This window comes from Pseudomonas sp. PHC1 (assembly GCF_046487845.1).
GTDB classification, from domain to species: Bacteria; Pseudomonadota; Gammaproteobacteria; order Pseudomonadales; family Pseudomonadaceae; genus Aquipseudomonas; species Aquipseudomonas sputi.
The window spans coordinates 79,058-105,061 of sequence record NZ_JBJXHJ010000013.1; the positions used below are offsets into that span (position 1 = coordinate 79,058).

A 26,004-nucleotide genomic window follows, 5' to 3' on the forward strand; every position below is an offset into this window, starting at 1 on the left:
TTCCCACGCGGGAGCGTGGGAACGATCACGAGGCTGAATACACGGATTTTTCGCAACATCACTAAGGAAGGTCGCTGGATGAAAAACAACAACACCCCCGCGCAATCGGGTGGCTGCTTTCGCCTGAAAACCCTCAACGTCGCCTTGCTCTGCGCACTGGCCACCTGGGGCAGCGCACACGCGGCGCCCTATGTGGAAAACGGTCGGGCAGGGGATCCGGGCAGTTGGCGCAGCGCCGAATTTCAGGCTGACTGGGGCCTGGGCGCCATCGGTGCCGATCACGCCTACGCCGCCGGTTACACCGGCAAGGGCGTGAAACTGGGAATCTTCGACCAACCGGTCTACGCCGCGCACCCGGAGTTTTCCGGCAGCAACAAGGTCATCACCCTGGTGACCTCGGGGATCCGCGAATACACCGACCCGTATATCCCGGTCAAAGCCGGGGACGCGTTCCGCTATGACGGCTCGCCCTCGGTCGGTTCCGACGGCAAGCTCGGCGCCCACGGCACCCACGTCGGCGGTATCGCCGCCGGCAGCCGTGACGGCGGGCCGATGCACGGTGTGGCGTTCGGCGCACAGATCATCAGCGCCGACAACGGCGATCCGGGCCCGGAAGACGGCATTGTGCGCGGCAATGACGGCGCGGTGTACAAGGCCGGCTGGGATGCGCTGATCGCCAGCGGCGCGCGGATTATCAACAACAGCTGGGGGATCGGCATCACCGACCGTTTCGACCTCGGTGGCCGCGACCCGGCGTACCCGCACTTCACCGTCAACGACGCGCAACTGCAGTTCAACGAGATCCGCACACTGCTGGGCACCAAACCCGGCGGCGCCTACGACGGCGCAATCGCCGCCGCGCGCAGCGGGATCGTGACGATTTTTGCGGCGGGCAACGACTACAACCTGAACAACCCGGACGCCATCGCCGGCCTCGGTTATTTCGTTCCGGACATCGCGCCGAACTGGATCACCGTTGCCGCCCTGCAAAAGAACCCGGATCTGGCCAGCGCCAACCCGTACATCATGAGTACCTTCTCTTCGCGCTGCGGCTACACCGCGAGTTTCTGCGTCTCGGCACCGGGTACGAAAATCTTCAGCTCGATCATCGAAGGCACCAACGCCGACAACCTGACCACCGGCTACAAGAACTACAACGGCACCTCGATGGCCGCGCCGCACGTGGCCGGTTCCATGGCGGTGCTGATGGAGCGCTTCCCGTACATGTCCGGCGATCAGGTCGCCAGCGTGTTGCGCACCACGGCCACCGATCTCGGCGCACCGGGCATCGACGCCCTGTACGGCTGGGGCATGATCAACCTGCGCAAGGGCATCGACGGCCCGGCGATGTTCGTCACCGAGCAGGACATTCCCGAAGAGTTCCGCATCCAGGGCGCCTACGGCAGCGGCCAGTTCGTGGCCGATCTGCCAGGCATCGGCGCGATCATCGATGCAGGCAAGCCCACCGAGCGCGTGTGCAACGACATCACCTGCGGGCTCGACACCTGGCGCAACGACATCTCCGGCCACGGCGGTCTGACCAAGCAAGGCATCGGCACCCTGGTGCTGACCGGCAACAACACTTACAGCGGCCCGACCCTGGTCAATCAGGGGCGACTGGCAATCAATGGCTCGCTGCAATCGGCGGTCACGGTCAATGACGGTGGCATTCTCGGCGGTAACGGCCGGATCGCCGCGCTGACCGCCAACCGCGGCGGCACCGTGGCGCCGGGCAACTCCATCGGCACCTTGAACGTGGCCGGTGACGTGACCTTCGCACCGGGTTCGACCTATGCGGTGGAAGTGTCGCCGACCAGCAGCGACCGGATCGTCGCCGGCGGCAAAGCATTGATTGAAGGGGCGACAGTGACCATGTCGCTGGAAAACAGCCCGACGCTGTTGACCACGGGCGAAGTGAACAGCCTGCTCGGCACCCAGTTCAACATCTTGCAGGCAGCGGGCGGGATTGAAGGGCAGTTCGGCCAGGTGTTGCCCGACTATGCGTTCCTCGGCGGCACCCTGGCTTACTCGGCAAGCGGTGTGCAACTGGACGTCGGCCGTAACGGCGCCTCGTTCGCCAGTGTCGGCCTGACCCCGAACCAGCGCGCGGTCGGTGCTGCCGCCGAACGCCTCGGCGCCGGCAATGCCCTGTTCGAAACCCTGTTGCTGTCGCCGTCGGCAGCCGCTGCGCAGGAGGCCTTCCAGCAACTGTCCGGCGAGATTCATCCAGCCATCGGCACGCTGCTGATCAACGACAGCCGCTACCTGCGCGATGCCGTGGGCGAACGTCTGCGCGAGCGGGATCTGTTCGATGCCGGCGCACCGACCGATGACCGCAGCAACGCCTGGCTCAAAGTGCTGGGCGCCTGGGGCAAGAGCGATGGCGGGTCGAAATACGCCGATTCCACCAGCTCCATCGGCGGCCTGCTGGCCGGGGTCGACGGTTTGATCGCTGAAGATACCCGCCTGGGTTTCGTGACCGGTTATAGCGACAGCTCGCTGAGCATGGGCGAGGGTACGCATTCGTCCGCCTCGGTCGATAGCTATCACCTGGGCGCGTACCTGGGGCATCAGATCGATGCACTGCGTCTGACCGCCGGTGCGGCCTACAGCTGGCATCGCATCGACGTCAAACGCGACCTGCAGTTCGCTGGCGTCAGCGGCAAACAGAAAACCAAGCGCGATGCGACCACCGCGCAACTGTTCACCGAAGCGGCCTACGACCTGGGCCTGCAACCGATGAACCTGGAGCCGTTCGCCCATCTGGCCTACGTGCACCTCAACAGCGACAGCTTCACCGAGAAGGGTGATGCCGCCGCACTGAAGGGCGGTGAAGACAACCGCGATGTGGTGTTGTCGACCCTCGGTGTACGGGCCAAACGCACGTTTGCCCTGTCGGAGAAACATCAGCTGGAACTGGGTGCAAGCCTGGGCTGGCAGCACAACCTGAGCAGCGTGGATGCCGACAGTCACCTGGCCTTCGTCAATGGCAACAGTGCGTTCACCGTGCAAAGTGTGTCGATGGATCGAGATGCAGCGGTGGTCGGCGTGCGCGCCGGGCTGGCGCTCAATCGCGATGTCCGGGTCAACCTGGACTACAACGGGCTGATCGGCTCCAACGAAAAGGACCACGGTGTGGGCCTGACGCTGGACTGGCAGTTCTAAGAGGTAGCGGCAGTTCTTTCGAGAACTGCCGTTTTTGAAAGGAAGAGAGAGCACAACATGGGATTGTTCGATTACAAAAATGCCGACGGCAAAGCGCTGTACAGCGATGCCATTGCCCTGACGCTGTATGCCTACACGCCGACCGGCCAGGCCTTGCCCGGCACCGGCTGGAAGCCGATCGGCGCCACGGCGCTGGGCTATCAGGGCAAGGTCGGGGCGCAGGGCACGTTCTTCGGCGAGAAGGACGGCTTCACCAGCGCCGAGGCCGAAGTGCTCGGCAAGTACGACGCCGGGGGCAAGCTGATCGGCATCGGCGTGGCTTTCCGGGGCACCGGCGGGCTGGGTTACAGCGACACCTTCGGCGACATGAAAAACAACCTGCTGGCCGCCATCGGCCCGTCGGACTACGCCACTCAGTACGCGAAGAACGCCTTCGACAACCTGCTCAAAGCGGTGGCGGCTTTCGCCGTCGCCCATGGCATCGCGGCCAAGGACGTGCTGGTCAGCGGCCACAGCCTCGGCGGCCTCGGGGTCAACAGCGTGGCGGAGTTGAGCGCGAGCAACTGGGGCGGGTTCTTCAAGGACGCCAACTACATTTCGTTCGCCTCGCCGACCCAGAGCAGCACCGGCACCAACGTGCTGAACATCGGCTACGAGAACGACCCGGTGTTCCGCGTGCTCGACGGCACCACGTTCAGTACTGCGTCGATGGGCAAGCACGACAAGCCGCACGATTCGACCACCGACAACATCGTCAACTTCAACGACAACTACGCGTCCACCGCGCAGAACCTGGTGCCATTCAGCATCGCCAATCCGCTGAACTGGTCGGCCCACAGCTCGCTGGGGTATGCCGACGGCCTGAATCGGGTGATCGCGTCGACGTTCTACGGCCTGACGCACAAGGACTCGACGATCATCGTCTCCACCCTTGAGCAAGCGTCGCGGGGCAAGACCTGGGTCGAGGATCTGGGCCGCAGTGGCGAGCCGCACACCGGCAGCACGTTCATCATCGGCACCGACAGCGGTGACTGGCTCAAGGGCGGGGCGGGCAACGACTTCCTCGAAGGCCTGGGCGGCGATGACCGTTTCCGTGACGACGGTGGCTTCAACATCCTGCTCGGCGGCCAGGGCCACAACACCTTCGAGCTGCAAAAGCCGTTGCAGAACTTCAGCTTCGCCAACGACGGCGACGGCACGCTGTACGTGCGTGACGCCTACGGCGGCATCAGCATGACCCGTGACATCGGCGCGCTGGTGAGCAAGGAGTCGGGTTCGTGGTGGGGCAGCAAGGAAATCACCTGGACCGTAACCGCCAAAGGCCTGGCCAACGGCGCCGAACTGACCCAGTACAACCATTCGCTGAGCGGCGGCGCCATGGGCGACACCCTCAAAGCCACCGCTGACGGCGACTGGCTGTTCGGCCTGGGCGGCAACGATCACCTGCAAAGCGACAAGGCCCACGTAACCTTCGTTGGCGGCGCCGGCAATGACGTGATGAGCGCGGTGGGTGGCAACAACACCTTCCTGTTCAGCGGCGCGTTCGGCTTCGACGCGATCAATGGCTACCAGGGCAGCGACAAACTGGTGTTCATGGGCGTCGAGGGTGCGGGGCAGGGCTACGACTACAAGCAGCACGCGGCGCAGTCCGGAAGCGATACCGTGCTGAAGATTGGCGACTTTGCCGTGACGCTGATCGGGGTCGGTGTAGCTAACCTGTCGGATTCGAGTTTCGTCTTCGCCTGACAAACGAAAGTTGTACTGAAATGCTCCGGGGCGCCTCGGGAGGGGCGTTCTGGTTGTGAGCTATCTCTGAACAATTCCAACAAAGAGAGAGGCAACAGCAATGGGTGTGTATGACTACAAGAATTTCGGTACGGCGGATTCCAAGGCGCTGTTCAGCGACGCCATGGCCATTACGCTGTATTCCTACCACAACCTCGATAACGGCTTTGCCGTCGGTTATCAGCACAACGGCTTCGGCCTCGGCTTGCCGGCCACGCTGGTGACCGCGCTGATCGGCGGCACGGATTCGCAGGGGGTGATCCCCGGCATCCCGTGGAACCCCGATTCGGAAAAAGCCGCGCTCGACGCGGTGAAAAAAGCCGGATGGACCCCGATCACGGCCTCGCAACTGGGGTACGAGGGCAAGACCGACGCCCGCGGCACCTTCTTCGGCGAAAAGGCCGGCTACACCAGTGCCCAGGTGGAAATCCTCGGCAAATACGACGCTCAGGGCCATCTCACGGAGATCGGCATCGCCTTTCGTGGCACCAGCGGCCCGCGGGAAATCCTGATCGGCGACTCCATCGGCGACGTGATCAACGACTTGCTCGCCGCGTTCGGGCCCAATGATTACGCGAAGAACTACGTCGGTGAAGCCTTCGGCAACCTGATGAACGATGTGGTGGCGTTCGCCAAGGCCAACGGCCTGACCGGCAAGGACGTGCTGATCAGCGGCCACAGCCTCGGCGGGCTGGCGGTCAACAGCATGGCGGACTTGAGCACCAGCAAATGGGGCGGGTTTTTCCAGGATTCCAACTACATCGCCTACGCCTCGCCGACCCAGAGCAGCACCGACAAGGTGCTCAACGTCGGCTACGAAAACGACCCGGTGTTCCGCGCCCTCGACGGCTCGACCTTCACCGGTGCCTCGCTCGGTGTGCACGACGCGCCCAAGGAGTCGGCGACCGACAACATCGTCAGCTTCAACGACCACTACGCCTCGGCGGCGTGGAACGTGCTGCCGTTCTCGATCGTCAACATTCCGACCTGGATCTCGCACCTGCCGACCGCCTATGGCGACGGCATGAACCGGGTGATCGAGTCGAAATTCTACGACCTGACCAGCAAGGACTCGACGATCATCGTCGCCAACCTGTCCGATCCGGCGCGGGCCAACACCTGGGTGCAGGACCTGAACCGCAACGCCGAAACCCACAAGGGCAGCACCTTCATCATCGGCAGCGACGGCAATGATTTGATCCAGGGCGGCAGCGGCAACGATTATCTGGAGGGCCGCGCCGGCAACGATACGTTCCGCGATGGCGGGGGCTACAACATCCTGCTCGGCGGTTCGGGCAACAACACCCTGGAGTTGCAGAAGTCGGTCAATACCTTCGACTTCGCCAACGACGGCGCCGGCAACCTGTACATCCGCGATGCCAACGGCGGGATCAGCATCACCCGCGATATCGGCAGCATCGTCACCAAGGAGCCGGGATTTCTCTGGGGCCTGTTCAAGGACGATGTGACCCACAGCGTCACGGCGGACGGCCTGAAGGTCGGCAACAACGTCACCCAGTACGAATCGAGCGTAAAGGGCACCGGCGCCGCCGACACCCTCAAGGCCAAGGCCAGCGGTGACTGGCTGTTCGGGCTGGACGGCAACGACCATCTGATTGGCGGGGCGGGCAATGACGTGTTCGTCGGTGGCGCCGGCAATGATCTGCTGGAGTCGGGCGGTGGGGCGGATACCTTCCTGTTCAGCGGCGGGTTCGGCCAGGATCGCGTGGTGGGTTACACCGCCAACGACAAACTGGTGTTTCTCGGCGTGCAGGGCGTGTTGCCGGGCGAGGACTTCCGCGCCCATGCCTCGACGGTAGGGCAGGACACGGTGCTGAAATTCGGCGCTGATTCGGTGACGCTGGTCGGGGTTGCGTTGAACAGCCTGAGTGCCGACGGGATTGTGATCGCCTGACCGCAAGGATGGGGAGGGAGCGTGCTCCCTCCCCACCGCGAAAGTGACTCACCAGCCATTCCCTGACTCCAATCCCTGCACCAACAGGAAATGCGGCCTAAAGCCATGACGGCAACGTTCGTCATTCAAGGGCTGCCAACGAGTACAGGAGATTCACACGTGAAAGGTTTCAAGGGGTATATCGGTGTTGCGGGGCTTGTGCTGCTGTCGGCCAATGCCTGGGCCGATCTGCCTCACAGCTCGATTCTGAGCCGCTATGGCGTGACACCCGATCAACTGCCGGAACCGGCCAAAAGCGAAGACGCCAAGCCCGTCGAAGAAAAAAGCCGCTTTCATATCCAGCCTGAACAACCGTTCGTGACCCTCCGCATCGGCGAAGACCATGAGCCGGAGATGACCGGCAACCTGAGTATCGACCGCATGGCGCAACAGGAGCGTCAGCGCTGCCAGCGCTTGCAGGAAGAACTGGTTCGCCGCGGCGAGCGTCCCTTCAGTTGCGACGGCTCCCTCCCGGGCATGGCGTTACCCCGCTGATGAATGCAAAAAAGGCTGCGATCCCACAGGGTCGCAGCCTTTTTTGATGTTTTATCCGTCAGTCTTCTTTGCGCACGGTTGCCACTTCGTCGGCACGTACACGCACCTTGGCGCCGGAAATATCCTTGAACTCGTAGAAGCCATCCTCGGTTTTGGTATCGGGCATGTCTTCGGTCAGGTACTGGGTGCCGTTCTGCAGGGTGACCACCGTTGGCGTCGAGCAACCGGCCAGCGTCAACAGCGCAGCGACTGCCAGCGGGATACCCAGGGTTTTGATTTTCATAGGACGGCTTCCTCATTCATTTCGACCATTGTCGGTCCTCTAACGCGGTTGGTGCCATGACACCCGAAAAAGTTCGATGGACACGTGAAAAAAAACTGCGTTCACGGTGCCACTGATCCTTTTCCGTTTGCGCCCGCCGGGGTAGGCTGGTATCTGTACGCATAACCAGTACTCGCTTGCCATGGCCCCGAATCTACCGTGACTGCCAATCCCCTCGACGACCCGTTCTATTACCTCAACAACTTCCGCCAGGTGCTTGATTGGCTTGAGCTTCGTTATGCCGATGTCATGAGCGAAACGGAACATGCCTTCATTCGCGACTTCAAGGCACTGCCGCGTCCGTCCCAGGGTTTGCTGGTGCGTATGGTGATGCGCAAGGGCGTGCATTTCCGGGCCGGCAAGCTGAATTACACGGAAATCGGCGACATCGCCGAAGCGGCGCAACCGCTGCTGGAGCATGGCTGGCTCGATGAACAGGCACCGTTGTCGATGGCGGAGCTGTTCGAGATTTTGCTGAAGGCGGAGCTTCTGCAGGTCTTCGGCCCGGCCATCCACCAGCCCCGAGGCAAGAAAACCGACTGGCTACCGCTGTTGCAGGAACAATTTCCCGAGCCCCGCAGTTTTCAGCAGTGGTGTCCAACGCTGGCGGATCGGCTGTTCAGCCTGACGCTGATGGACCTGTGCGATCGCTTTCGTCTGATGTTCTTTGGCAACCTCTATCAGGACTGGTCAGAGTTCGTGCTCGCCGACCTTGGCATCTTTACCTACGAAAAAGTCGAATTCAGCGCCGATTCCCGTGGCTTGCGCAGCCGTGCCGACGTCGATGCGTGCCTGTTTCTGCACAACTGCCAGCTGTATTTCGAAGCGGGCGAACCACTGGAGCCGATCGTCGAACAGGTCGCGGCGCTGCATTTCGACAACCCTTGGCTGCAACGCCGGCGCGGCAAACTGTTGTTCCAGATCGGCCAATACTGCGAGCGTCTCGGCGAATTTGCCCTGGCGTTGAAGATCTATCGCGATTGCGCCTACCCTGGCGCGCGATTGCGGATGATCCGTGTGCTGGAACGCAGCGCCGAATACGCACTGGCACTGGAACTGGCGGTCATCGCCGAGCAGGCGCCGGAAACCGCCACCGAACAACAGGGCCTGCAACGGCTGGTGCCGCGTTTGCGGCGCAAGCTCGGCGGGCCACCGATCAAGCGCACGGCGCCGGGCATGGTGGAACGGCTGGATCTGCACCTGCCACGTCTCGATCCGGCGTTGTCGGTGGAGTATCACGTTCAGGCGCACCTGCACGAAGCAACGGGGCCGGTGCATTACGTGGAAAACAGCCTGATCAATTCACTGTTCGGCCTGCTGTGCTGGCCGGCGATCTTCGCGCCATTGCCGGGCGCGTTCTTTCACCCGTTCCAGCGTGGCCCGGTGGATTTGCTCAATGAAGACTTCCAGCTCCGGCGCGCCGAGCTGTTCCAGGCTTGTCTGGCCGAACTCGACGACGGCCGTTATGCCGACACCATCCGCGTGCGGTTCGCGACGAAGTGGGGGGTGCAATCGCCGTTCGTGTTCTGGGGCGCGCTCAATGAAGAACTGCTGGAGCAGGCCTTGGCCTGTCTGCCGGCCGAACACCTCAAACACTGGTTCAGCCGTCTGCTGCTGGACATCAAGGCCAATCGCGCCGGCATGCCGGACCTGATCCAGTTCTGGCCGCAGCACAAGACCTACCGGATGATCGAAGTCAAAGGCCCCGGGGATCGCCTGCAGGACAATCAGCTGCGCTGGCTGGAGTTCTGCAACACGCATCGGATGCCGGTCGCCGTGTGTTACGTGCAATGGGCGGAGCAAGGCGCTTGAGCTACAGCATCGCGGTGCGGGCGCTGTGCGAATTCACCGCAAAAACCGGTGACCTCGACTTGCGCTTCACGCCGTCGCCGACCGCGCTGGAGGGCATCGCCGGGCATCGCACGGTGGCGTCCCGGCGCAACGACGCCTACCAGAGCGAAGTGGCGCTGGAGGGCACATTCGGGCCGTTGAGGGTCAAGGGCAGGGCGGACGGCTACGACCCGACGCAGAACTGCCTGGAAGAAGTCAAAACCTACCGCGGCGACCTGAGCAAGCAACCGGCCAATCACCGTTCCCTGCATTGGGCCCAGGCAAAAATCTACGGCTGGTTGATGTGCTGTCGATTGCAGCTTGAGCAGATCAACCTGGCGCTGGTGTATTTCGACATCGTCACGGAAAAGGAAACCTGCCTGGTCGAGGCGTTCAGCGCCGATGCGTTGCGGCAGTTCTTCGAACAGCAGTGCGGTCTGTTCCTCGCGTGGGCCGAACAGGAAATGGCCCATCGCGAAGCGCGCAACCGCGCGGCGCAGCAGCTGAGTTTTCCCCATGCCGCTTTCCGCCCCGGCCAGCGTCACCTCGCCGAATCGGTGTTCAAGGCTGTCAGCACCGGCCGCTGCCTGATGGCCCAGGCTCCCACCGGCATCGGCAAGACCCTCGGTACTCTGTTTCCGATGCTCAAGGCCCTGGCGCCGCAGCAATTGGACAAGGTGTACTTCCTCACCGCCAAGACACCCGGACGCAAACTGGCGCTGGATGCGGCGCAAGTGCTGTTCGATCACAGCGAAACCTTACCCCTGCGGGTGCTGGAAATGGTCGCCCGGGACAAGGCCTGCGAACACCCGGACAAGGCCTGTCACGGCGAGTCCTGCCCTTTGGCCGAGGGCTTTTACGACCGTTTGCCCGCTGCCCGTAAGGCTGCCAGCCAATTGCGCCTGCTGGATCAGGCCGCGCTGCGAAGCGTCGCGGCGCAGCACGGGGTATGTCCGTATTACCTGAGCCAGGAAATGGCCCGCTGGGCCGATGTGGTGGTGGCGGACTACAACTATTACTTCGATTTCAGCGCGCTGCTGTTCGGTCTGGCCCAGTTCAATCAATGGAACGTTGCGGTGCTGGTGGACGAGTCGCACAACCTGGTCGAACGCGGGCGGCAGATGTACAGCGCCACCCTCGATCAGGCGACATTGGCCAACGTGCGCAAAACCGCGCCCGAGGCCCTGAAGAAGTCGTTGCAGCGGGTCAACCGAGAATGGAACGCGCTGCACAACGACCAGTCGGCGCCGTATCAGGCCTACGACAAGGCACCGGAAAAACTGCTGCAGGCGCTCTCATCCTGCACGGCGAGCATCGGCGACTACCTCAACGATCACCCGCAAGGGCTCGACAGCGCACTGCAGAACTTCTATTTCGAGATGCTGCAATTCGGCCGGGTCGCGGAACTGTTCGACGCGCATTACCTGTTCGACATCAGCAAACGTGAACTCCAACGCAAGCGCCCGCTATCGCAACTGTGCCTGCGCAACGTGGTGCCAGCGGCGTTCATCGGCCCGCGCCTGAGTTCGGCGCGCAGCAGCGTGCTGTTTTCCGCCACCCTCAGCCCGCGCCACTATTACGCCGACTTGCTCGGCACCCCGGCCGACACAGTCTGGATCGATGTCGAGTCGCCGTTCAGCGCCGAGCAGTTGCAGGTGCAGATCGTCAGCCGGATTTCCACGCGCTTCGCGCACCGTCAGGCATCGCTGGAACCGATTGTCGAGCTGATCGCCCGCCAGTTCAGCGAACGTCCGGGCAACTACCTGGCGTTCTTCAGCAGCTTCGATTACCTGCAACAGGTCGCGCAGTTGCTGGCCGAGCGACACCCGCACATCACTCGGTGGCAACAATCCCGAGGCATGGCCGAAGGGGCGCGGCAGGATTTTCTCGATCAATTCACTGCCGACAGCCAGGGCGTCGGCTTCGCGGTGCTCGGCGGCGCGTTCGGCGAAGGCATCGATCTGCCCGGCGCGCGGCTGATCGGCGCGTTCATCGCCACCCTCGGGCTGGCCCAGCTCAACCCGGTCAATGAACAGATGAAGCGGCGCATGGCCGCGATCTTCGGGGCCGGCTACGACTACACCTACCTGTTCCCCGGCGTGCAGAAAGTGGTGCAGGCCGCCGGTCGGGTGATCCGTACCCAGCAGGATCGCGGCGTGGTGATGCTGATCGATGATCGCTTTGCCGAAAGTCGTATCCGGCAGTTGCTGCCGCGCTGGTGGCAACTCGACCACACAGAAGCCGCTGTCCATTGCTCCGGTTTGACGCATACTCCTGTCATTGAGAATTTGCTTTGAGCCAAGCCTGATGAGCGAGAACAAGAAGTCCGCTGCAATCGAAGACATGCGCTTTCGTTTGCTGATCGATGCGGTGGTCGATTACGCGATCTACATGATTGACCCCGATGGCATCATCACCAGCTGGAACTCCGGTGCCAAACGCTTCAAGGGATACGAAGAAGCCGAAATCCTCGGCGAGCACTTTTCCCGGTTCTACACCGATGAGGACCGTGCAAACGGCTTGCCGCAACGGGCACTCGAAACGGCGATCCGCGAAGGCCGGTTCGAGGGTGAGGGCTGGCGGGTACGCAAGGACGGCACGCATTTCTGGTGCCACGTGGTGATCGATCCGATTTTCAGCCCGAGCGGGCAACTGCTCGGGTTCGCCAAGATCACCCGCGACCTGACCGACCGCAAGATGGCCGAAGAAACCCTCAAACAGAGCGAACAGCAGTTTCGCCTGCTGGTGCAGGGCGTCACCGACTATGCGATCTACATGCTCAGCCCCGAAGGCCGGGTGACCAACTGGAACCCCGGCGCGCAGCGAATCAAGGGGTACAGGCCGGATGAGGTCATCGGCCAGCACTTCTCGATGTTCTACACCCCCGAAGACCGTGAAGCCGGTGAGCCTCAGCGGGCCCTGGAGACCGCAGTGCGTGAGGGCCGCTTCGAGAACAAGAGCTGGCGTCTGCGCAAGGACGGCACGCGATTTCTGGCGCATGTAGTGGTCGATGCGATCCGTGGCGAGACCGGCACTTTGCTCGGGTTTGCCAAGATCACCCGCGACGTCACCGAGGCCACCGAGGCACAACAGGCACTGGAAAAAACCCGTGAAGCGCTGTTCCAGGCGCAGAAAATACAGGCTATCGGCCAACTCAGCGGTGGCATCGCCCACGACTTCAACAATCTGCTGACGGTGATCCTCGGTAACCTGGAAATCGTGCGCAAACGCGTAGGCGACGACCCGAAGGTCAGCCGTCTGCTGGAGAACGCCACCCAGGGCGCCTTGCGCGGCGTATCACTGACCCAGCGCATGCTGGCCTTCGCCCGGCGTCAGGAGCTCAAGACCGAACCGATAGAAATCCCGAAACTGGTGCAGGGCATCACCGGGTTGTTGCGCAGCTCGCTGGGGCCGGGCATCCGCATCGAAACGCAGTTTCCCGAAGACCTGCAAGCGGTGCTGGCCGACAGCAATCAGCTTGAGCTGGCGGTGCTTAACCTCGCCACCAACGCCCGTGACGCCATGCCCGGGGGCGGCAGCGTCACCCTCAGTGCCAAACCCGAAGTCGTGCTCGAACAGCACGATTCAAGCCTGGCGGCCGGGCGCTATGTCTGCCTGCGGGTGACCGATACCGGGGAAGGCATGGACGCTGCCACGCTGGCGTCGGCGAGGGATCCGTTTTTCACGACCAAAGGTCTGGGCAAGGGCACTGGCCTTGGGTTGTCGATGGTGCACGGGTTCATCGAACAACTGGGCGGTCGATTCATTCTGAACAGTACCCAGGGGCAGGGCACCACCGCGGAACTGTGGTTGCCCGTCGCCATCGACGGTGTTGCCCCCAACCCGGTTGGCCCAATGGTGTCCTCCGATACCTTGCCGCGCCTCAGCGTGCTGGTGGTGGATGACGACAGTCTGGTGCGCACCAGCACGGTCCTGCTGCTGGAAGACCTTGGCCATCGGGTCGTCAGTGCAAACTCCGGCGCCCAGGCGTTGGAGATGTTCGGTCAGGGCGAGGTCATCGACCTGATGATCACCGACATGGCCATGCCGAAAATGAGTGGCGCGCAACTGGCTCACGCCGTGCGTCTGCTCAAGCCGGATCTGCCGATCATCCTCGCCACCGGCTATGCCGAACGCCTCGAAGGCTTTGCCGCAGGGTTGCCGCGATTGTCGAAACCGTTCAATCAGCTGAATCTGATGGAGATCATCGCCCAGTCGATGAAGTGAACCGGGGGGGAGGACGGGATCCAGCTGAACTTGTCCGATTCCGGACGCCTCCAAACGCTTTGTTTCCGGAGCGTTTCCCGTGCCACGCATACTGACCCAACCGACCGCCGAAGAAGCCTTGACTGAACACGATGCCAAAATGTTCGGCTCACCCAAGGAACGGCTGGATTTCTACCGACGGGAAATCCAGTACGAAACCAGCATTCTGGCCAACCGCACCGACGCCTACCTGGCCGCGCAATCGTTTCTGGTGATTGCGTTTGCGTCCTGCATGGCCAACCTCAACCCCGAGTGGGGCAAATTGTTCACCCTGGTGGTGCCACCGTTTCTGGCGCTGCTCGGGCTGCTCAGTTCGCTCAATGCCTGGCCGGGAATCCGTGCCGCCTACGACATCATCGATCATTGGCACTTCAAGCAGAGTGAACTGCTGCGCAGCGAACCGCTGATGGGGCTGGCTTATGACGAATCGCCGCTGTTCAGCGAAATGGAATCGAGCCACAAGGGCTACCGCAAGTCACTGCTGTTTTCCATTCGTACGCCGTGGATCTTTGCCACGTTCTGGATGTTGCTCGGCAGCTATGCGTTCTACATTCAAGTGACCAACCCGGGAAGCTGAAAGCACCACCGGGCTCAAACCCACCCGTCAGGGGCGGTCCTGTTCGGGTTTTCCCGGTTTTTTACGCCGCTCGTAGCGGGCGAGAATCGGCTGGGTGCTGATACCGTGCAGCAGAATACTCAGTGCCACCACCGAAAGGGTCAGATCGGTGCACAGCGTGGCCACGTTGTCGGTCAGCCCGTGGTTCAGCGCATAGAAGAGGTAGAACAGACTGCCGATGCCGCGAATACCGAACCAGCCGATGAGCAGTTGCTGGCGTCGTGCAAGCAGTGAGCCCCATGGCATCAACGCCACGCAGGCCGGGCGAATGACACAGAACAAGACCCCGCCGACCAGCAGCGCGCGCCAATCCCAGTGACTGACCAGCACCACACCCAGCAGCGTGACCAGAAACACTTCCATCGCCCGTTCCACCAGACCGCCGAACGCGAGCATGTCGCCCATCATGATGCCAGCCGCCACCTGGCTGCCTTCCAGCCGCTGGGTATCGCCGTGCACCGCCTGCTGCGGCTCGACGTTCTGATGACCGACAACCGGTTGCACCATGTGCTCGGCGGGCGGTTGGTGGGCGCCGGTGGAATTGACTTCTTCCTGACGCAAGCCGAGGCCGGCGGCGAATACCGACAGAAAGCCGTAGCCACCCATGGATTCAGCCACGACATAGGCCAGCGCAATCAACGCCAGGGCCAGATAGTCGTTGGGGCTGAGGGTGCTGTCATCGTTGTGGATGCGCAGTGACAGGGTCAGGCGGCCGATGCCACGGCCCATCCAGTACCCGCAGAGCAACCCGGCGGGAACTGCCCAGAGCACGCTGCGCAGTACCCAGTCGGGCCATTCGGCGGCAAGCCCTTCACCGCGCAGCAACAACAGACCGAGGATCACGAACGCAAAGGCGATCCCGTCATTGAGCCCGGCCTCGCCGGACAGGCCGAACCGCACGCTGTCGACGTCCCGCGCATCGTTAACCTGCACCAGCGCCGCGAGCACCGGGTCTGTAGGTGCCAGAATCGCTCCGATCAACAGCGAAGGGCCCCAATCCAGGTTCAGGCCAAAATGCAGCAACAGGCAGACGCCAATGATCGTCAGCACCATCACCGGGCCCGCCAGGCCAAATGCAATCCGCCAGCGTTTATCGCGCAACGGCAACCGCAACTTCAAACCGCAGACGAACAGGGAAAACAGCACCGCGACTTCAGTCAGGTGCTCCATCCACAAGGAGGCTTCGTCCAGCGGCAGTTTCAGCAGATCGAGGCCCGCCGGCCCGATGCCGACGCCCAGTAGCAGACAGACAGCCGATGTTGTGACCGGCATCCAGCGCAGGTACGACGACGTCAGCGCCAGGGTCAGCAGCACGGCACCGAGTACCGCCACCCAGATGATGAAGTTCATGGCACACGACCCGTGAGGTCAGTTCGATGCCGCCCCGACATGACGACCTCCTGATTTCTTGCAACCCGAGTGGGCCATCAAGGTATGGAGAGGTCGCCCTGTCCAGCGGTTCACTTTTTCTGGCAAGCGGTTCAGAGCATCGGTTTGCCGCCGGTCACGCCATAGCGCTGGCCGGTGATGTAGCTGGCTTCATCCGATGCCAGCAGCACGTAGATCGGCGCGACCTCCACCGGCTGGCCGGGACGGCCGAGTGGCGTTTGCTCACCGAAGTTCTGCACTTCCTCGTCCGGCATGGTCGAGACGATCAGCGGCGTCCAGATGGGCCCCGGCGCCACGCAATTCACGCGGATCTCCCTTGGGCCGAGCATCTGCGCCAGCCCACCGGTGAAATTGGCGATGGCGCCTTTGGTGGTCGCATAGGCGAGCAGGGAGGGCTTGGGCATGTCCGAATTGATCGAACTGGTGTTGATGATCGAGGCACCGGGGCCCATGTGTTTGATGGCGGCCTGGCACAGGCGGAAGATCGCGGTGATGTTGACGTCGAAGGTCATCACCCATTCGTCATCGGGAATTTCCTCGAAGGTTTCGTGGGTCATCTGGAAAGCTGCGTTGTTGACCAGCACATCGATGCGGCCAAAGCGCTCGACGGCTTTGTCCACCAACGCCTGGCACTGGGCTTTCTGTGCGATGTCGCCGGGCAGCAACAGGCACTGGCGGCCGGCCTGTTCGACCCAGCGCGCAGTCTCTTGGGCGTCTTCGTGTTCGTTGAGGTAGGCGACCGCTACATCGGCACCTTCGCGGGCGAAGGCGATCGCGACCGCCCGACCGATGCCACTGTCGGCACCGGTGATCAAGGCAATCTTGCCGGCCAACCGACCGGAGCCGGTGTAGCTCTGTTCGCCGCAATCGGGGTACGGCTCCATGTTGCGCTGGGAGCCGGGAACCGCTTGCGCCTGTTTCGGGAACGGGGGTTTTGGGTAATCGGTCATCGTCAATCTCCGGGTCTCATGGCAGTCAGGCCGGTTGACCCGGCCCGCTCGTGCTGAGTTCGATCGGATTGACGCTAGGGTTTGCCCTGACTCGATTACCGGGACTTGAGGGCTCGCTCCATCCGGGCAATGCCTTCTTCCAGCATCGACCGCGGGCAACCAAAGTTCAGGCGCACGAATGGCTGGCTGTGGTCGCCAAAGTCCAGGCCCGGGCTGAGGCCGACCCGGGCGCGGTCCAGGAAGAACTTCTGCGGGTCGTCCAGATCCAGCGCCGAGCAATCGAGCCAGGCCAGATACGTGCCTTGCGGCACATTGAGGGTCACGCCGGGCAAGCGGTTGCGCACCGCCTCCACCAGCCAGTCACGGTTGGCTTGCAGGTACTGTTTCAGTGCCTCAAGCCAAGGGCCGGCTTCGCTGTAGGCCACGCGGGTGGCTTCCATGCCCAGCGGGTTGACGCTGTCGACCATGCCGCAGCGGGCGTGGTTGACCCGCTCGCGCAGGGCAGCGTCCTGAATGATCATGAACGAAGTCTTCAGACCGGCGATGTTGTAGGCCTTGCTCGCCGACATCAGGGTGATGGTGCGGCGGGATATTTTCGGGCTCAGGGACGCGGTCGGAATGTGCACGCGGCCGTCGTAGCACAGCTCGGCGTGGATCTCGTCGGAGATGATCCAGGCGTCCTGGGCCACGCAGATGTCTGCCACCGCTTGCAGTTCTTCACGGTCGAAGACTTTGCCGATCGGGTTGTGCGGGTTGCTCAGGAGCAGGGCGCCACCACCTTTGAGCGATTCAAGCAAGGCGTCCAGCGCAGTGGTGTAGGTGCCGTCGGCCTGGGCGTTGAACTCCAGTTCAACCTTGTTCAGACCCCAATGGCCCGGTGCGTGGCGCAGCGGCGGGTAATTCGGGGTTTGCACCACGACGTTCTGCTGCGGTTGCACCAGCGCCTTGAGCGCCATGTTGAAGCCCGACTCCACGCCCGGCAGGAAGATCAGTTCCTGGGGTTTGACTCGCCAGGCAAACTTGTTCCAGAGGTCGGCGACGATGGCCTCGCGCAGGTTGTCCTGGGCCACGCTGTAGCCGACCAGTGGGTGCAGCAGACGTTGTTGCAGCGCCTCGATGACCACCGGCGGCGCGGCGAAATCCATGTCAGCGACCCACATCGGCAACACGTCGGCCGGGTAGCGGCTCCACTTGGTGCTGCCGGTGTCGTGGCGGTCGAATACCTGATCAAAATCGAAAGTCATGCGCGGTCTCTAAGAGCGGAGAGGGGTCGTGGCCGCCATGATAAGCCCCATCTTCTGCGGGTGCGAACTTGTGACCCAAGGATGGCCGACGGTCGGTTTTCACACAGGTCGCAGAGGCTTTGTCTACAGTGAAAAAGTCGGCACTGATGTGCCGCAACCGTGATTGTCCAGAACAAACCCGGCACCAGTACCGGGTTCCACCTGATCAGGAGTGCACGATGGATCTCAGCCGTCGTCAGTTCTTCAAGGTCGCCGGTATCGGCCTTGCAGGCTCTAGCCTGGGCGCGTTGGGCATGGCCCCGACGCAGGCCTTCGCCGAGCAGGTGCGCCACTTCAAGCTTGCCCACACCCATGAAACCCGCAACACCTGCCCGTATTGCTCGGTCGGTTGCGGCTTGATCATGTACAGCCAGGGCGATGCGGCGAAGAACGTTGCGCAAAACATCATCCACATCGAAGGCGACGCCGACCACCCGGTCAACCGCGGCACCCTGTGCCCGAAAGGCGCGGGCCTGCTGGACTTCATTCACAGCCCCGGCCGCCTGCAGTACCCGCAGGTGCGCAAGCCCGGCAGCAGCGAATGGACCCGGATCACCTGGGATGAAGCCCTCGACCGCGTCGCCGACCTGATGAAGGCCGACCGCGACGCCAATTTCGTCGAACAGAACGCCCAGGGGCAGACAGTCAATCGCTGGCTGACCACCGGTTTCCTCGCGGCGTCGGCGTCGTCCAACGAAGCGGGCTACATCACCCAAAAGGTGATTCGCAATCTCGGCATGCTGGGGTTCGATAACCAGGCGCGTGTCTGACACGGTCCGACGGTGGCAAGTCTTGCCCCGACGTACGGCCGTGGAGCCATGACCAACACCTGGACCGATATCGCCAATGCGAATCTGATCCTGGTGATGGGCGGCAACACAGCAGAAGCGCATCCTTGCGGCTTCAAATGGGTGACCGAAGCCAAGGCGCACAACGCCGCGCGGCTGATCGTGGTCGATCCGAGGTTTACCCGGACCGCGTCCGTGGCCGATTACTACGCGCCGATTCGCACCGGCAGCGACATCGCGTTCATGGGCGGGCTGATCAATTACCTGCTGACCGAGGACAAGATCCAGCACGAATACGTGCGCAATTACACCGACGTGTCGTTCATCGTCAGAGCCGGATTCGGCTTCGAGGACGGACTGTTCACCGGTTACGACGCGGCCAAGCGCAGCTACACCGATAAATCCACCTGGGGTTACGAGCTGGGTGACGACGGCTTCGTCAAAGTCGACCCGACCCTGCAGGATCCGCGCTGCGTCTATCAACTGATGAAGCAGCATTACAGCCGCTACAACATCGACCTGGCGAGCCAGATCTGCGGCATGCCGGTCGATGCCATGAAGAAAATCTGGGAGGAAATCGCCACTTGCTCGGTGCCGGGCAAGACCATGACCATTCTCTATGCGTTGGGCTGGACCCAGCACTCGATCGGCTCGCAGATCATCCGCAGCGCGGCGATGGTGCAATTGTTGCTGGGCAACGTCGGCATGCCCGGCGGTGGGGTCAACGCCTTGCGCGGGCACTCCAACATTCAGGGCCTGACCGACCTCGGCTTGCTGTCCAACGCGCTGCCGGGTTACCTGAGCCTGCCCACCGACATGGAGCAGGACTACAACGCCTACATCAAGAAACGCACGCAAGTCCCGCTGCGGCCGGGGCAACTGTCCTACTGGCAGAACTACAGCAAGTTCCACGTCAGCCTGATGAAAGCCTGGTACGGCGCCAATGCCACCGCCGAGAACCAGTGGGCCTATCACTACCTGCCGAAACTCGACATCCCCAACTACGACATCCTCAAGGTGTTCGATCTGATGGGGCAGGGCAAGGTCAACGGCTACATGTGCCAGGGCTTCAACCCGATTGCCGCGTTGCCGGACAAGAACCGGGTGATGGCGGCGCTGGCCAAACTGAAATGGCTGGTGGTGATGGACCCGCTGGCCACCGAGACCTCGCAATTCTGGGAACACGTCGGGCCGTTCAACGATGTGAAGAGCGCCGACATCCAGACCGAAGTGATTCGGCTGCCGACCACCTGCTTTGCCGAAGAGGAAGGCTCGCTGGTCAACAGCAGCCGCTGGCTGCAATGGCACTGGAAAGGCGCCGACGGCCCCGGCGAGGCGCGCACCGACGTGCAGATCATGAGTGCGCTGTTCCTGCGCCTGCGTGAGCGTTATCAGGCCGAGGGCGGCAAGTTCGCCGATCCGCTGATGAAACTGTCGTGGCCGTACAAGATCGCCGAAGAACCCTCGCCGGAAGAGATCGCCAAAGAGATCAACGGCTACGCCACCACTGATTTCACCGATGCCACGGGGGCGGCGATCAAGGGCAATTCGCAACTGGCCGGGTTCGCCCAGCTCAGGGATGACGGCAGCACCGCGTCCGGTTGCTGGATCTTCTGCGGCAGCTGGACCGAAGCCGGCAACCAGATGGCCCGTCGCGACAACAACGACCCTTATGGCATGCATCAGCATCAGGGCTGGGCATGGGCCTGGCCGGCCAACCGGCGGATTCTCTACAACCGGGCCTCGGCGGACGTCGCAGGCAAACCCTGGGATCCGAAAAAACGCCTGGTCTGGTGGAACGGCAAGGCCTGGGGCGGCACCGACGTGCCGGACTACAAGGCCGACGTGCCGCCGGAAGCCGGGATGAACCCGTTCATCATGAACCCCGAAGGCGTGGCGCGGTTCTTCGCCGTCGACAAGATGAACGAAGGGCCATTCCCCGAGCACTACGAGCCGTTCGAAACGCCGATCGGCATCAACCCGCTGCACCCGGAAAACAAAAAAGCCACCAGCAACCCGGCGGCGCGGATCTTCGATTCGGTGTGGGACAGCCTCGGCGTGGCCAAGGATTACCCGTACGCCGCCACCAGTTACCGGTTGACCGAGCATTTCCATTTCTGGAGCAAGCACTGCAAGTTGAACGCGATTGCCCAACCCGAGCAATTCGTGGAAATCGGCGAAGTGCTGGCGAAAGAGAAGGGCATCGTTGCCGGCGACCGGGTGCGGGTCAGCTGCAAGCGCGGGTTCATTGAAGCGGTGGCGGTGGTGACCAAAAGGATCCGGCCGCTGCAGGTCAACAACCAGGTGGTGCACCAGATCGGCATTCCGCTGCACTGGGGCTTCACCGGCCTGACGCGCCACGGTTACCTGACCAACACCCTGGTGCCGTTCCTCGGCGATGGCAATACACAGACCCCGGAATCCAAGTCGTTCCTGGTCAACGTGGAGAAGCTCTGATGGAGAATCTTTAGATGGCCAGCCAAGACATCATTGCCCGCTCGGCCACCACCACCCCGGCGCCTTCGATACGCGATCAGGAGCAGGTGGCCAAGCTGATCGACACCACCAAATGCATCGGCTGCAAGGCCTGTCAGGTCGCGTGCTCGGAATGGAACGAGTTGCGCGACGAGGTCGGCCACAACCACGGCACCTACGACAATCCACAGGACCTGAGCGCCGATTCATGGACGCTGATGCGCTTCACCGAGCACGAAACCGACGACGGCAACCTCGAATGGCTGATCCGCAAGGACGGCTGCATGCATTGCGCAGAGCCCGGTTGCCTGGCGGCTTGCCCTAGCCCCGGCGCGATCATCAAGCACGCCAACGGCATCGTCGATTTCGATCAGGACCACTGCATCGGCTGCGGTTATTGCATCACCGGTTGCCCGTTCAACATCCCGCGCATTTCGCAGAAGGATCACAAGGCCTACAAATGCACCCTGTGTTCGGACCGGGTGGCGGTGGGGCTGGAACCGGCCTGCGTAAAAACCTGCCCGACCGGCGCCATCGTGTTCGGCACCAAGGACGACATGAAGACTCATGCTGCCGAGCGCATCGTCGACCTGAAAAGCCGAGGCTTCGACAACGCCGGTCTCTACGATCCTGAAGGCGTCGGCGGCACTCACGTCATGTACGTGCTGCACCACGCCGACACCCCGAAAATCTACGCCGGTTTGCCGGACAACCCCCAGATCAGTCCGCTGGTGGGCTTGTGGAAAGGCATCAGCAAACCCTTGGGCCTGCTGGCCATGGGGGCGGCGGTGCTGGCCGGGTTCTTCCATTACGTGCGGGTCGGCCCGAACCGGGTCGAGGACGATGAACATCCCGATCCGCCCGACACCTCGGTGCACGTCGTCGATCCGGCGGTGCACACCTTCGACCCACGCGGGGAGGGCCGGCCATGAGCAACAAGACGATCCTGCGCTACACCGCCAACCAGCGCACCAATCACTGGCTGGTGGCGATTCTGTTCTTCATGGCCGGGCTGTCGGGGCTGGCGCTGTTTCATCCGTCGATGTTCTGGCTGACAAATCTGTTCGGCGGCGGGCCATGGACGCGGATCCTGCACCCGTTCATGGGTGTGCTGATGTTCGTGTTCTTCCTCGGCCTGGTGTTTCGCTTCTGGCGCTCGAACTTCTTTATCGACAACGACTGGAAGTGGCTGCGGCGCATCGACCGGGTGCTGGTCAACGATGAAGAGACCGTGCCGGCGGTGGGCAAGTACAACGCCGGGCAAAAGCTGCTGTTCTGGACTTTACTGCTGTGCATGCTCGGCTTGCTGTTCACCGGGCTGGTGATCTGGCGCGCGTATTTCAGTCACTACTTCGGCATCACCACCATCCGCTGGGCGATGTTGCTGCACGCGCTGGCGGGGTTTGTGCTGATCCTGAGCATCATCGTTCACATCTACGCCGGAATCTGGATCAAGGGTTCGGTGGACGCGATGATGCACGGCTGGGTCAGTCGCGCCTGGGCCAGGAAACACCATGCACTCTGGTATCGCGAGGTGGAGAGCAAAGATCCGCCGGAGCGACCGGTCACGAAAAAGGGCTGACAGTTGCCAACCATCCTTGAACCCGGAGAAATCGAAGCGGCGGCCAGTTCGCCGCCGTTTCTGCATTTGCCGCCGCATAACCTGTTCATGTTGCGGGCCCAGCGCCTGGAGCGTTTGGCCGACGGGCATCCGCTGGCCGATTACCTGCACTTGATCGCCGGGCTGTGCCGCGCTCAGCAGCAAATCCTCGACGATCCGCCCTCGACCGCGCCGCGTGATGAACAGAGACTGGAAGTCTGCCGGCAGCACGGCATGCCGCCGTTCGCCGCCGACACCTTGATTCGCGAGGACACCTGGCAGCTTTATCTTGAAGCCTTGCTCCAGCGCTATGTCGCACCCGAGCAACCCGCCGTGGTCGAGGCTGTGACCACGCTGCGCATCGCTAGCCCCGGCCAGCGGCGGGCCTGGGCCGTGGCATTGGTCAGCGGCCAGTATTCGCTGGTGCCGGCGGCGCTGGTGCCGTTTCTCGGGGCGGGGCTGCAAGCGGCGTGGAGTCACTGGCTGCTCAGCGCACCCAACCTGCAACTGACGCCCGGCGACAGCCTCAGCCAGTGCCCGGCCTGTGGCTCGCCGGCCATGGCCGGAGTGATCCGCCATCGCGGCAAGCACAACGGCCTGCGTTATCTGGTGTGTTCGCTGTGCGCCTGCGAATGGCATGTGGTGCGGGTCAAGTGCGTGTATTGCGAGCAAAGCAAAGGGCTTGAATACCTGAGCCTGGAGGATGACCGCCACGCCGCCAATCAGGCGCCGTTGCGCGCCGAAGTCTGTCCGGGCTGCAACAGCTACCTGAAGTTGCTGTATCTGGAAAACGATGGAGAGGGCGAGGCGCTGTCGGCGGATCTGGGCAGCCTGCTGCTCGACATGCGCCTGGCTCAGGACGGCTATCAGCGGCTGGCGCCGAATCTGTTGCTGGCGCCCGGCGACGAATAGCCCTCAGCGATGCGGCAGTTCAACCCGGGCGCGTAAGCCGCCGCTGCGGCGATTGTGCAGACTCAGCTCTCCACCCTGTTCACGAATGATTCCCCGGGCCGCCGAGAGACCAAGCCCGACACCGCCGGTGTCGCGGTTGCGCGAGGTCTCGAGACGGAAAAACGGATCGAACACCCGCTCCAGCGCATCCTCGGGAATTCCCGGCCCCTCGTCTATCACCTCGATGCGGATCGATGCATCATCGCTGCTCAGCGCCACGCTTGGGCGTTGTCCGTATTTCACCGCGTTATCCAGCAAATTGACGATGACCCGTTTGATGCCCAACGGCCGGCCGTTGTACACCACATGTGCCGGACCGGTGAAACCGATGTCGATGTGCTGATCGCGGTAGTCATCGACGATGGTTTGCAGTAACTCCGACAGATCGAACGCGGTGGATTGTTCCAGGTGGGTGTCTTCCCGGAAGAACGCCAGGGCAGCGTTGATCATCGATTGCATTTCCTCGATGTCGCGGATCAGTTTGCCCTGATGGTCGAGGTCCTCCATGAATTCGCTGCGCAGGCGCATCCGGGTCAGCGGTGCGCGCAAATCATGGGAGATGGCGGCCAGCATGTGCGTGCGCTCGCCGATGAAGTGCTGGATCTGCGCCTGCATCGTGTTGAAGGCGACGATGGCCTGACGGATTTCGTGCGGGCCTTCAAGGTGGATCGGTGGTGCTTTCAGATCCCCACCGAAGCGCCGGGCCGCATGGGCAAAGCGCTGCAACGGCTGGGCCAGTTGGCGTGTGGCCAGCCAGGCGACCAACAGCGTGGCGACCAGGCCCAAGGCAACGATCACGGCGATTCGCACGTTCAGGCTCAATCCCCAACTGCGCTCCGGCGGCGTGAACGACAACCAGCTGTCATCGCCCAGCCGCACCAGCGCCACGTAGTGCGCCCGAGGGCTGCCGGCGGGCCAGTCATCGGGGTTGAAGACGTCGATCTGCCGGTCATCGCCGAGCAATTGCCGCAGCGCCGGCACTTTTCCAGCCTCGACCTGTTCGCCGCCCCCCGGCAGACCGAAGTCGACCCAACGGGGTTTCCACAACACGTCGAGCATCGGGCTGCTGGCGGCGCTGGCCAATTGCGGACGCAAGGCCGCCGGCGCCGCCTCGATCACTCGCGTGGTGGCGGCGATTTGTTCCAACAGCCCGGTGCGCTCGATCGGCGGTCGGGCCCAGATTCCAGCGACCTGAACGAACAGCGCGTTGAGCAGCAGCGAAGCGAGCATGGCCGCGACGATCGTCAGTGCAATCCGCCGACTGAGAGTGTCGCGCCGCAGCATCCGGCCGATCATGAGCGGCTGACCTTGGCAGTGAACATGTAGCCGCCGTTGCGCACGGTTCGGATCAGGTCCGGGCGTTTGCTGTCCGGTTCGATCTTGCGCCGCAGCCGGCTGATCTGCACATCGATGCTGCGGTCATAGGCGTCGTGGCCCTGGCCGTGGGTCAGGTCGATCAGTTGCTCGCGGGTCAGGATGCGTTGCGGGTGTTCGAGCAACACCCGCAGCAGGTCGAATTCGCCGGCGGACATTGGAATCATCACGCCTTCGGGTGAGCGCAGTTCGCGGCAGGTGATATCCAGATGCCAACCGGCGAAGGCCATGACCGGGCGTGAAGGCTCGGCGCCGAACGGAGCGTTCTCACCGACCCGACGTTGCAGGGCGCGCACCCGGGCCAGCAATTCCTGCGGGGCGAAGGGTTTGGTGAGGTAATCGTCGGCGCCCAGTTCCAGGCCGACGATCCGGTCGCTCAGCTCGGCCATGGCCGTGAGCATGATGATCGGGATGCCCATCTGCGCCCGAACCTTCTGGCACAGGCTCAGGCCACCTTCGCCGGGGAGCATCAGGTCGAGGATGATCGTGTCCGGCCGCGCCTGCGCAATGGCCGCCCACATGGCCTCGCCATGGGCGGCGACATCGACCTGATAGCCGTGCTGAACGAAGAACTTCTTCAGCAAGGACAGAATTTCCCCGTCGTCATCGACGATCAGCAATCTGCTCACGTTTGCGCAATCCATGAACCCAAAAGAAGCGCATCTAAAACCATTTCGATGCGCCGGTCATATATTTCAATCCTGCAACATTCCTTCAGCGCGGACATCAGCCGGACATCGACGGGCAAACATCCGCAGGCA

At 62.6% G+C, this 26,004-nt stretch carries 18 protein-coding genes; 12 read left to right on the forward strand and 6 right to left on the reverse strand.

Going from position 1 to position 26,004, the window contains the following annotated elements:
* Positions 1–78: 78 nt before the first annotated feature.
* The 4 genes from ACKJSM_RS17465 (at position 79) to ACKJSM_RS17480 (ending at position 7,399) form a co-directional block, all read left to right on the forward strand.
* A complete protein-coding gene (locus ACKJSM_RS17465; protein WP_410238396.1) occupies positions 79–3,165 on the forward strand; it encodes an autotransporter domain-containing protein in 3,087 nt (1,028 codons plus the stop codon).
* A 57-nt stretch (positions 3,166–3,222) separates the two neighbouring features.
* Complete coding sequence (locus ACKJSM_RS17470; protein ID WP_410238397.1) at positions 3,223–4,911, forward strand: polyurethanase; 1,689 nt, start codon at positions 3,223–3,225, stop codon at positions 4,909–4,911.
* A gap of 100 nt (positions 4,912–5,011) precedes the next feature.
* Positions 5,012–6,865: a polyurethanase gene (locus ACKJSM_RS17475; RefSeq protein ID WP_410238398.1), complete on the forward strand. Its 1,854-nt coding sequence runs from the start codon at positions 5,012–5,014 to the stop codon at positions 6,863–6,865.
* A 159-nt stretch (positions 6,866–7,024) separates the two neighbouring features.
* Entirely contained in the window at positions 7,025–7,399 is a 375-nt protein-coding gene (locus tag ACKJSM_RS17480; protein WP_236179608.1) for a hypothetical protein, read from the forward strand.
* Positions 7,400–7,457: 58 nt separating this feature from the next.
* On the opposite strand, the gene ACKJSM_RS17485 is transcribed toward ACKJSM_RS17480, so the two are convergent.
* Positions 7,458–7,682: a YgdI/YgdR family lipoprotein gene (locus ACKJSM_RS17485; protein WP_039768348.1), complete on the reverse strand. Its 225-nt coding sequence runs from the start codon at positions 7,680–7,682 to the stop codon at positions 7,458–7,460.
* A 198-nt stretch (positions 7,683–7,880) separates the two neighbouring features.
* On the opposite strand from ACKJSM_RS17485, the gene ACKJSM_RS17490 reads away from it, so the two are divergent.
* The 4 genes from ACKJSM_RS17490 (at position 7,881) to ACKJSM_RS17505 (ending at position 14,394) form a co-directional block, all read left to right on the forward strand.
* Positions 7,881–9,533 (forward strand): VRR-NUC domain-containing protein, encoded by a 1,653-nt coding sequence (locus ACKJSM_RS17490; RefSeq protein WP_410238399.1) that lies wholly within the window; start codon positions 7,881–7,883, stop codon positions 9,531–9,533.
* Positions 9,530–11,848, forward strand: coding sequence for an ATP-dependent DNA helicase (locus ACKJSM_RS17495; RefSeq protein WP_410238400.1), 2,319 nt, complete (start codon positions 9,530–9,532; stop codon positions 11,846–11,848). The genes ACKJSM_RS17490 and ACKJSM_RS17495 overlap by 4 nt, the downstream gene beginning before the upstream one ends.
* A gap of 10 nt (positions 11,849–11,858) precedes the next feature.
* Positions 11,859–13,778, forward strand: a complete 1,920-nt coding sequence (locus ACKJSM_RS17500) for a PAS domain S-box protein (protein WP_410238401.1) — start codon at positions 11,859–11,861, stop codon at positions 13,776–13,778.
* Positions 13,779–13,857: 79 nt separating this feature from the next.
* On the forward strand, positions 13,858–14,394 hold the full coding sequence (locus ACKJSM_RS17505) for a hypothetical protein (RefSeq protein WP_236179596.1): 537 nt from the start codon (positions 13,858–13,860) through the stop codon (positions 14,392–14,394).
* Between the two features lie 27 nt (positions 14,395–14,421).
* Here the strand turns inward: ACKJSM_RS17505 and ACKJSM_RS17510 are convergent, their stop codons facing one another.
* The 3 genes from ACKJSM_RS17510 to ACKJSM_RS17520 all read right to left on the reverse strand — a co-directional run bounded on the left by ACKJSM_RS17510 (position 14,422) and on the right by ACKJSM_RS17520 (position 18,016).
* Positions 14,422–15,783, reverse strand: coding sequence for a cation:proton antiporter (locus ACKJSM_RS17510; protein WP_410238402.1), 1,362 nt, complete (start codon positions 15,781–15,783; stop codon positions 14,422–14,424).
* A gap of 131 nt (positions 15,784–15,914) precedes the next feature.
* The gene (locus ACKJSM_RS17515; RefSeq protein WP_410238403.1) at positions 15,915–16,772 is read right to left on the reverse strand and encodes a glucose 1-dehydrogenase; all 858 of its coding nucleotides are present in this window, start codon (positions 16,770–16,772) and stop codon (positions 15,915–15,917) included.
* A gap of 95 nt (positions 16,773–16,867) precedes the next feature.
* Positions 16,868–18,016 carry a MalY/PatB family protein gene (locus ACKJSM_RS17520; protein WP_410238404.1) on the reverse strand — a complete coding sequence of 383 codons (1,149 nt, stop codon included), beginning with the start codon at positions 18,014–18,016 and terminating at the stop codon, positions 16,868–16,870.
* A gap of 218 nt (positions 18,017–18,234) precedes the next feature.
* On the opposite strand from ACKJSM_RS17520, the gene fdnG reads away from it, so the two are divergent.
* Genes fdnG through fdhE form a run of 4 tightly spaced genes read left to right on the forward strand, consistent with a single transcriptional unit; the run spans position 18,235 to position 23,830 of the window.
* On the forward strand, positions 18,235–21,300 hold the full coding sequence (fdnG, locus tag ACKJSM_RS17525) for a formate dehydrogenase-N subunit alpha (protein WP_410238405.1): 3,066 nt from the start codon (positions 18,235–18,237) through the stop codon (positions 21,298–21,300).
* A 14-nt stretch (positions 21,301–21,314) separates the two neighbouring features.
* Complete coding sequence (gene fdxH, locus ACKJSM_RS17530) at positions 21,315–22,250, forward strand: formate dehydrogenase subunit beta (RefSeq protein WP_410238406.1); 936 nt, start codon at positions 21,315–21,317, stop codon at positions 22,248–22,250.
* A complete protein-coding gene (locus ACKJSM_RS17535) occupies positions 22,247–22,900 on the forward strand; it encodes a formate dehydrogenase subunit gamma (RefSeq protein WP_039768364.1) in 654 nt (217 codons plus the stop codon). Before fdxH ends, ACKJSM_RS17535 begins: the two co-directional genes overlap by 4 nt.
* 3 nt (positions 22,901–22,903) lie before the next feature.
* Entirely contained in the window at positions 22,904–23,830 is a 927-nt protein-coding gene (fdhE, locus tag ACKJSM_RS17540) for a formate dehydrogenase accessory protein FdhE (RefSeq protein WP_410238407.1), read from the forward strand.
* A gap of 3 nt (positions 23,831–23,833) precedes the next feature.
* Here the strand turns inward: fdhE and ACKJSM_RS17545 are convergent, their stop codons facing one another.
* Both ACKJSM_RS17545 and ACKJSM_RS17550 read right to left on the reverse strand, forming a co-directional pair.
* A complete protein-coding gene (locus ACKJSM_RS17545; RefSeq protein ID WP_236179581.1) occupies positions 23,834–25,165 on the reverse strand; it encodes an ATP-binding protein in 1,332 nt (443 codons plus the stop codon).
* Positions 25,162–25,887, reverse strand: a complete 726-nt coding sequence (locus ACKJSM_RS17550) for a response regulator (protein ID WP_410238408.1) — start codon at positions 25,885–25,887, stop codon at positions 25,162–25,164. The genes ACKJSM_RS17545 and ACKJSM_RS17550 overlap by 4 nt, the downstream gene beginning before the upstream one ends.
* Between the last annotated feature and the right edge of the window lie 117 nt (positions 25,888–26,004).

Bases quoted from the DNA above. Each gene is read 5' to 3' on its own strand.
- ACKJSM_RS17465 (WP_410238396.1), top strand. From the start codon at position 79: ATGAAAAACAACAACACCCCCGCGCAATCGGGTGGCTGCTTTCGCCTG.
- ACKJSM_RS17470 (WP_410238397.1), top strand. From the start codon at position 3,223: ATGGGATTGTTCGATTACAAAAATGCCGACGGCAAAGCGCTGTACAGC.
- ACKJSM_RS17475 (WP_410238398.1), top strand. From the start codon at position 5,012: ATGGGTGTGTATGACTACAAGAATTTCGGTACGGCGGATTCCAAGGCG.
- ACKJSM_RS17485 (WP_039768348.1), bottom strand. From the start codon at position 7,682: ATGAAAATCAAAACCCTGGGTATCCCGCTGGCAGTCGCTGCGCTGTTG.
- ACKJSM_RS17500 (WP_410238401.1), top strand. From the start codon at position 11,859: ATGAGCGAGAACAAGAAGTCCGCTGCAATCGAAGACATGCGCTTTCGT.
- ACKJSM_RS17510 (WP_410238402.1), bottom strand. From the start codon at position 15,783: ATGAACTTCATCATCTGGGTGGCGGTACTCGGTGCCGTGCTGCTGACC.
- ACKJSM_RS17515 (WP_410238403.1), bottom strand. From the start codon at position 16,772: ATGACCGATTACCCAAAACCCCCGTTCCCGAAACAGGCGCAAGCGGTT.
- ACKJSM_RS17520 (WP_410238404.1), bottom strand. From the start codon at position 18,016: ATGACTTTCGATTTTGATCAGGTATTCGACCGCCACGACACCGGCAGC.
- fdxH (WP_410238406.1), top strand. From the start codon at position 21,315: ATGGCCAGCCAAGACATCATTGCCCGCTCGGCCACCACCACCCCGGCG.
- ACKJSM_RS17535 (WP_039768364.1), top strand. From the start codon at position 22,247: ATGAGCAACAAGACGATCCTGCGCTACACCGCCAACCAGCGCACCAAT.
- ACKJSM_RS17545 (WP_236179581.1), bottom strand. From the start codon at position 25,165: ATGATCGGCCGGATGCTGCGGCGCGACACTCTCAGTCGGCGGATTGCA.
- ACKJSM_RS17550 (WP_410238408.1), bottom strand. From the start codon at position 25,887: ATGGATTGCGCAAACGTGAGCAGATTGCTGATCGTCGATGACGACGGG.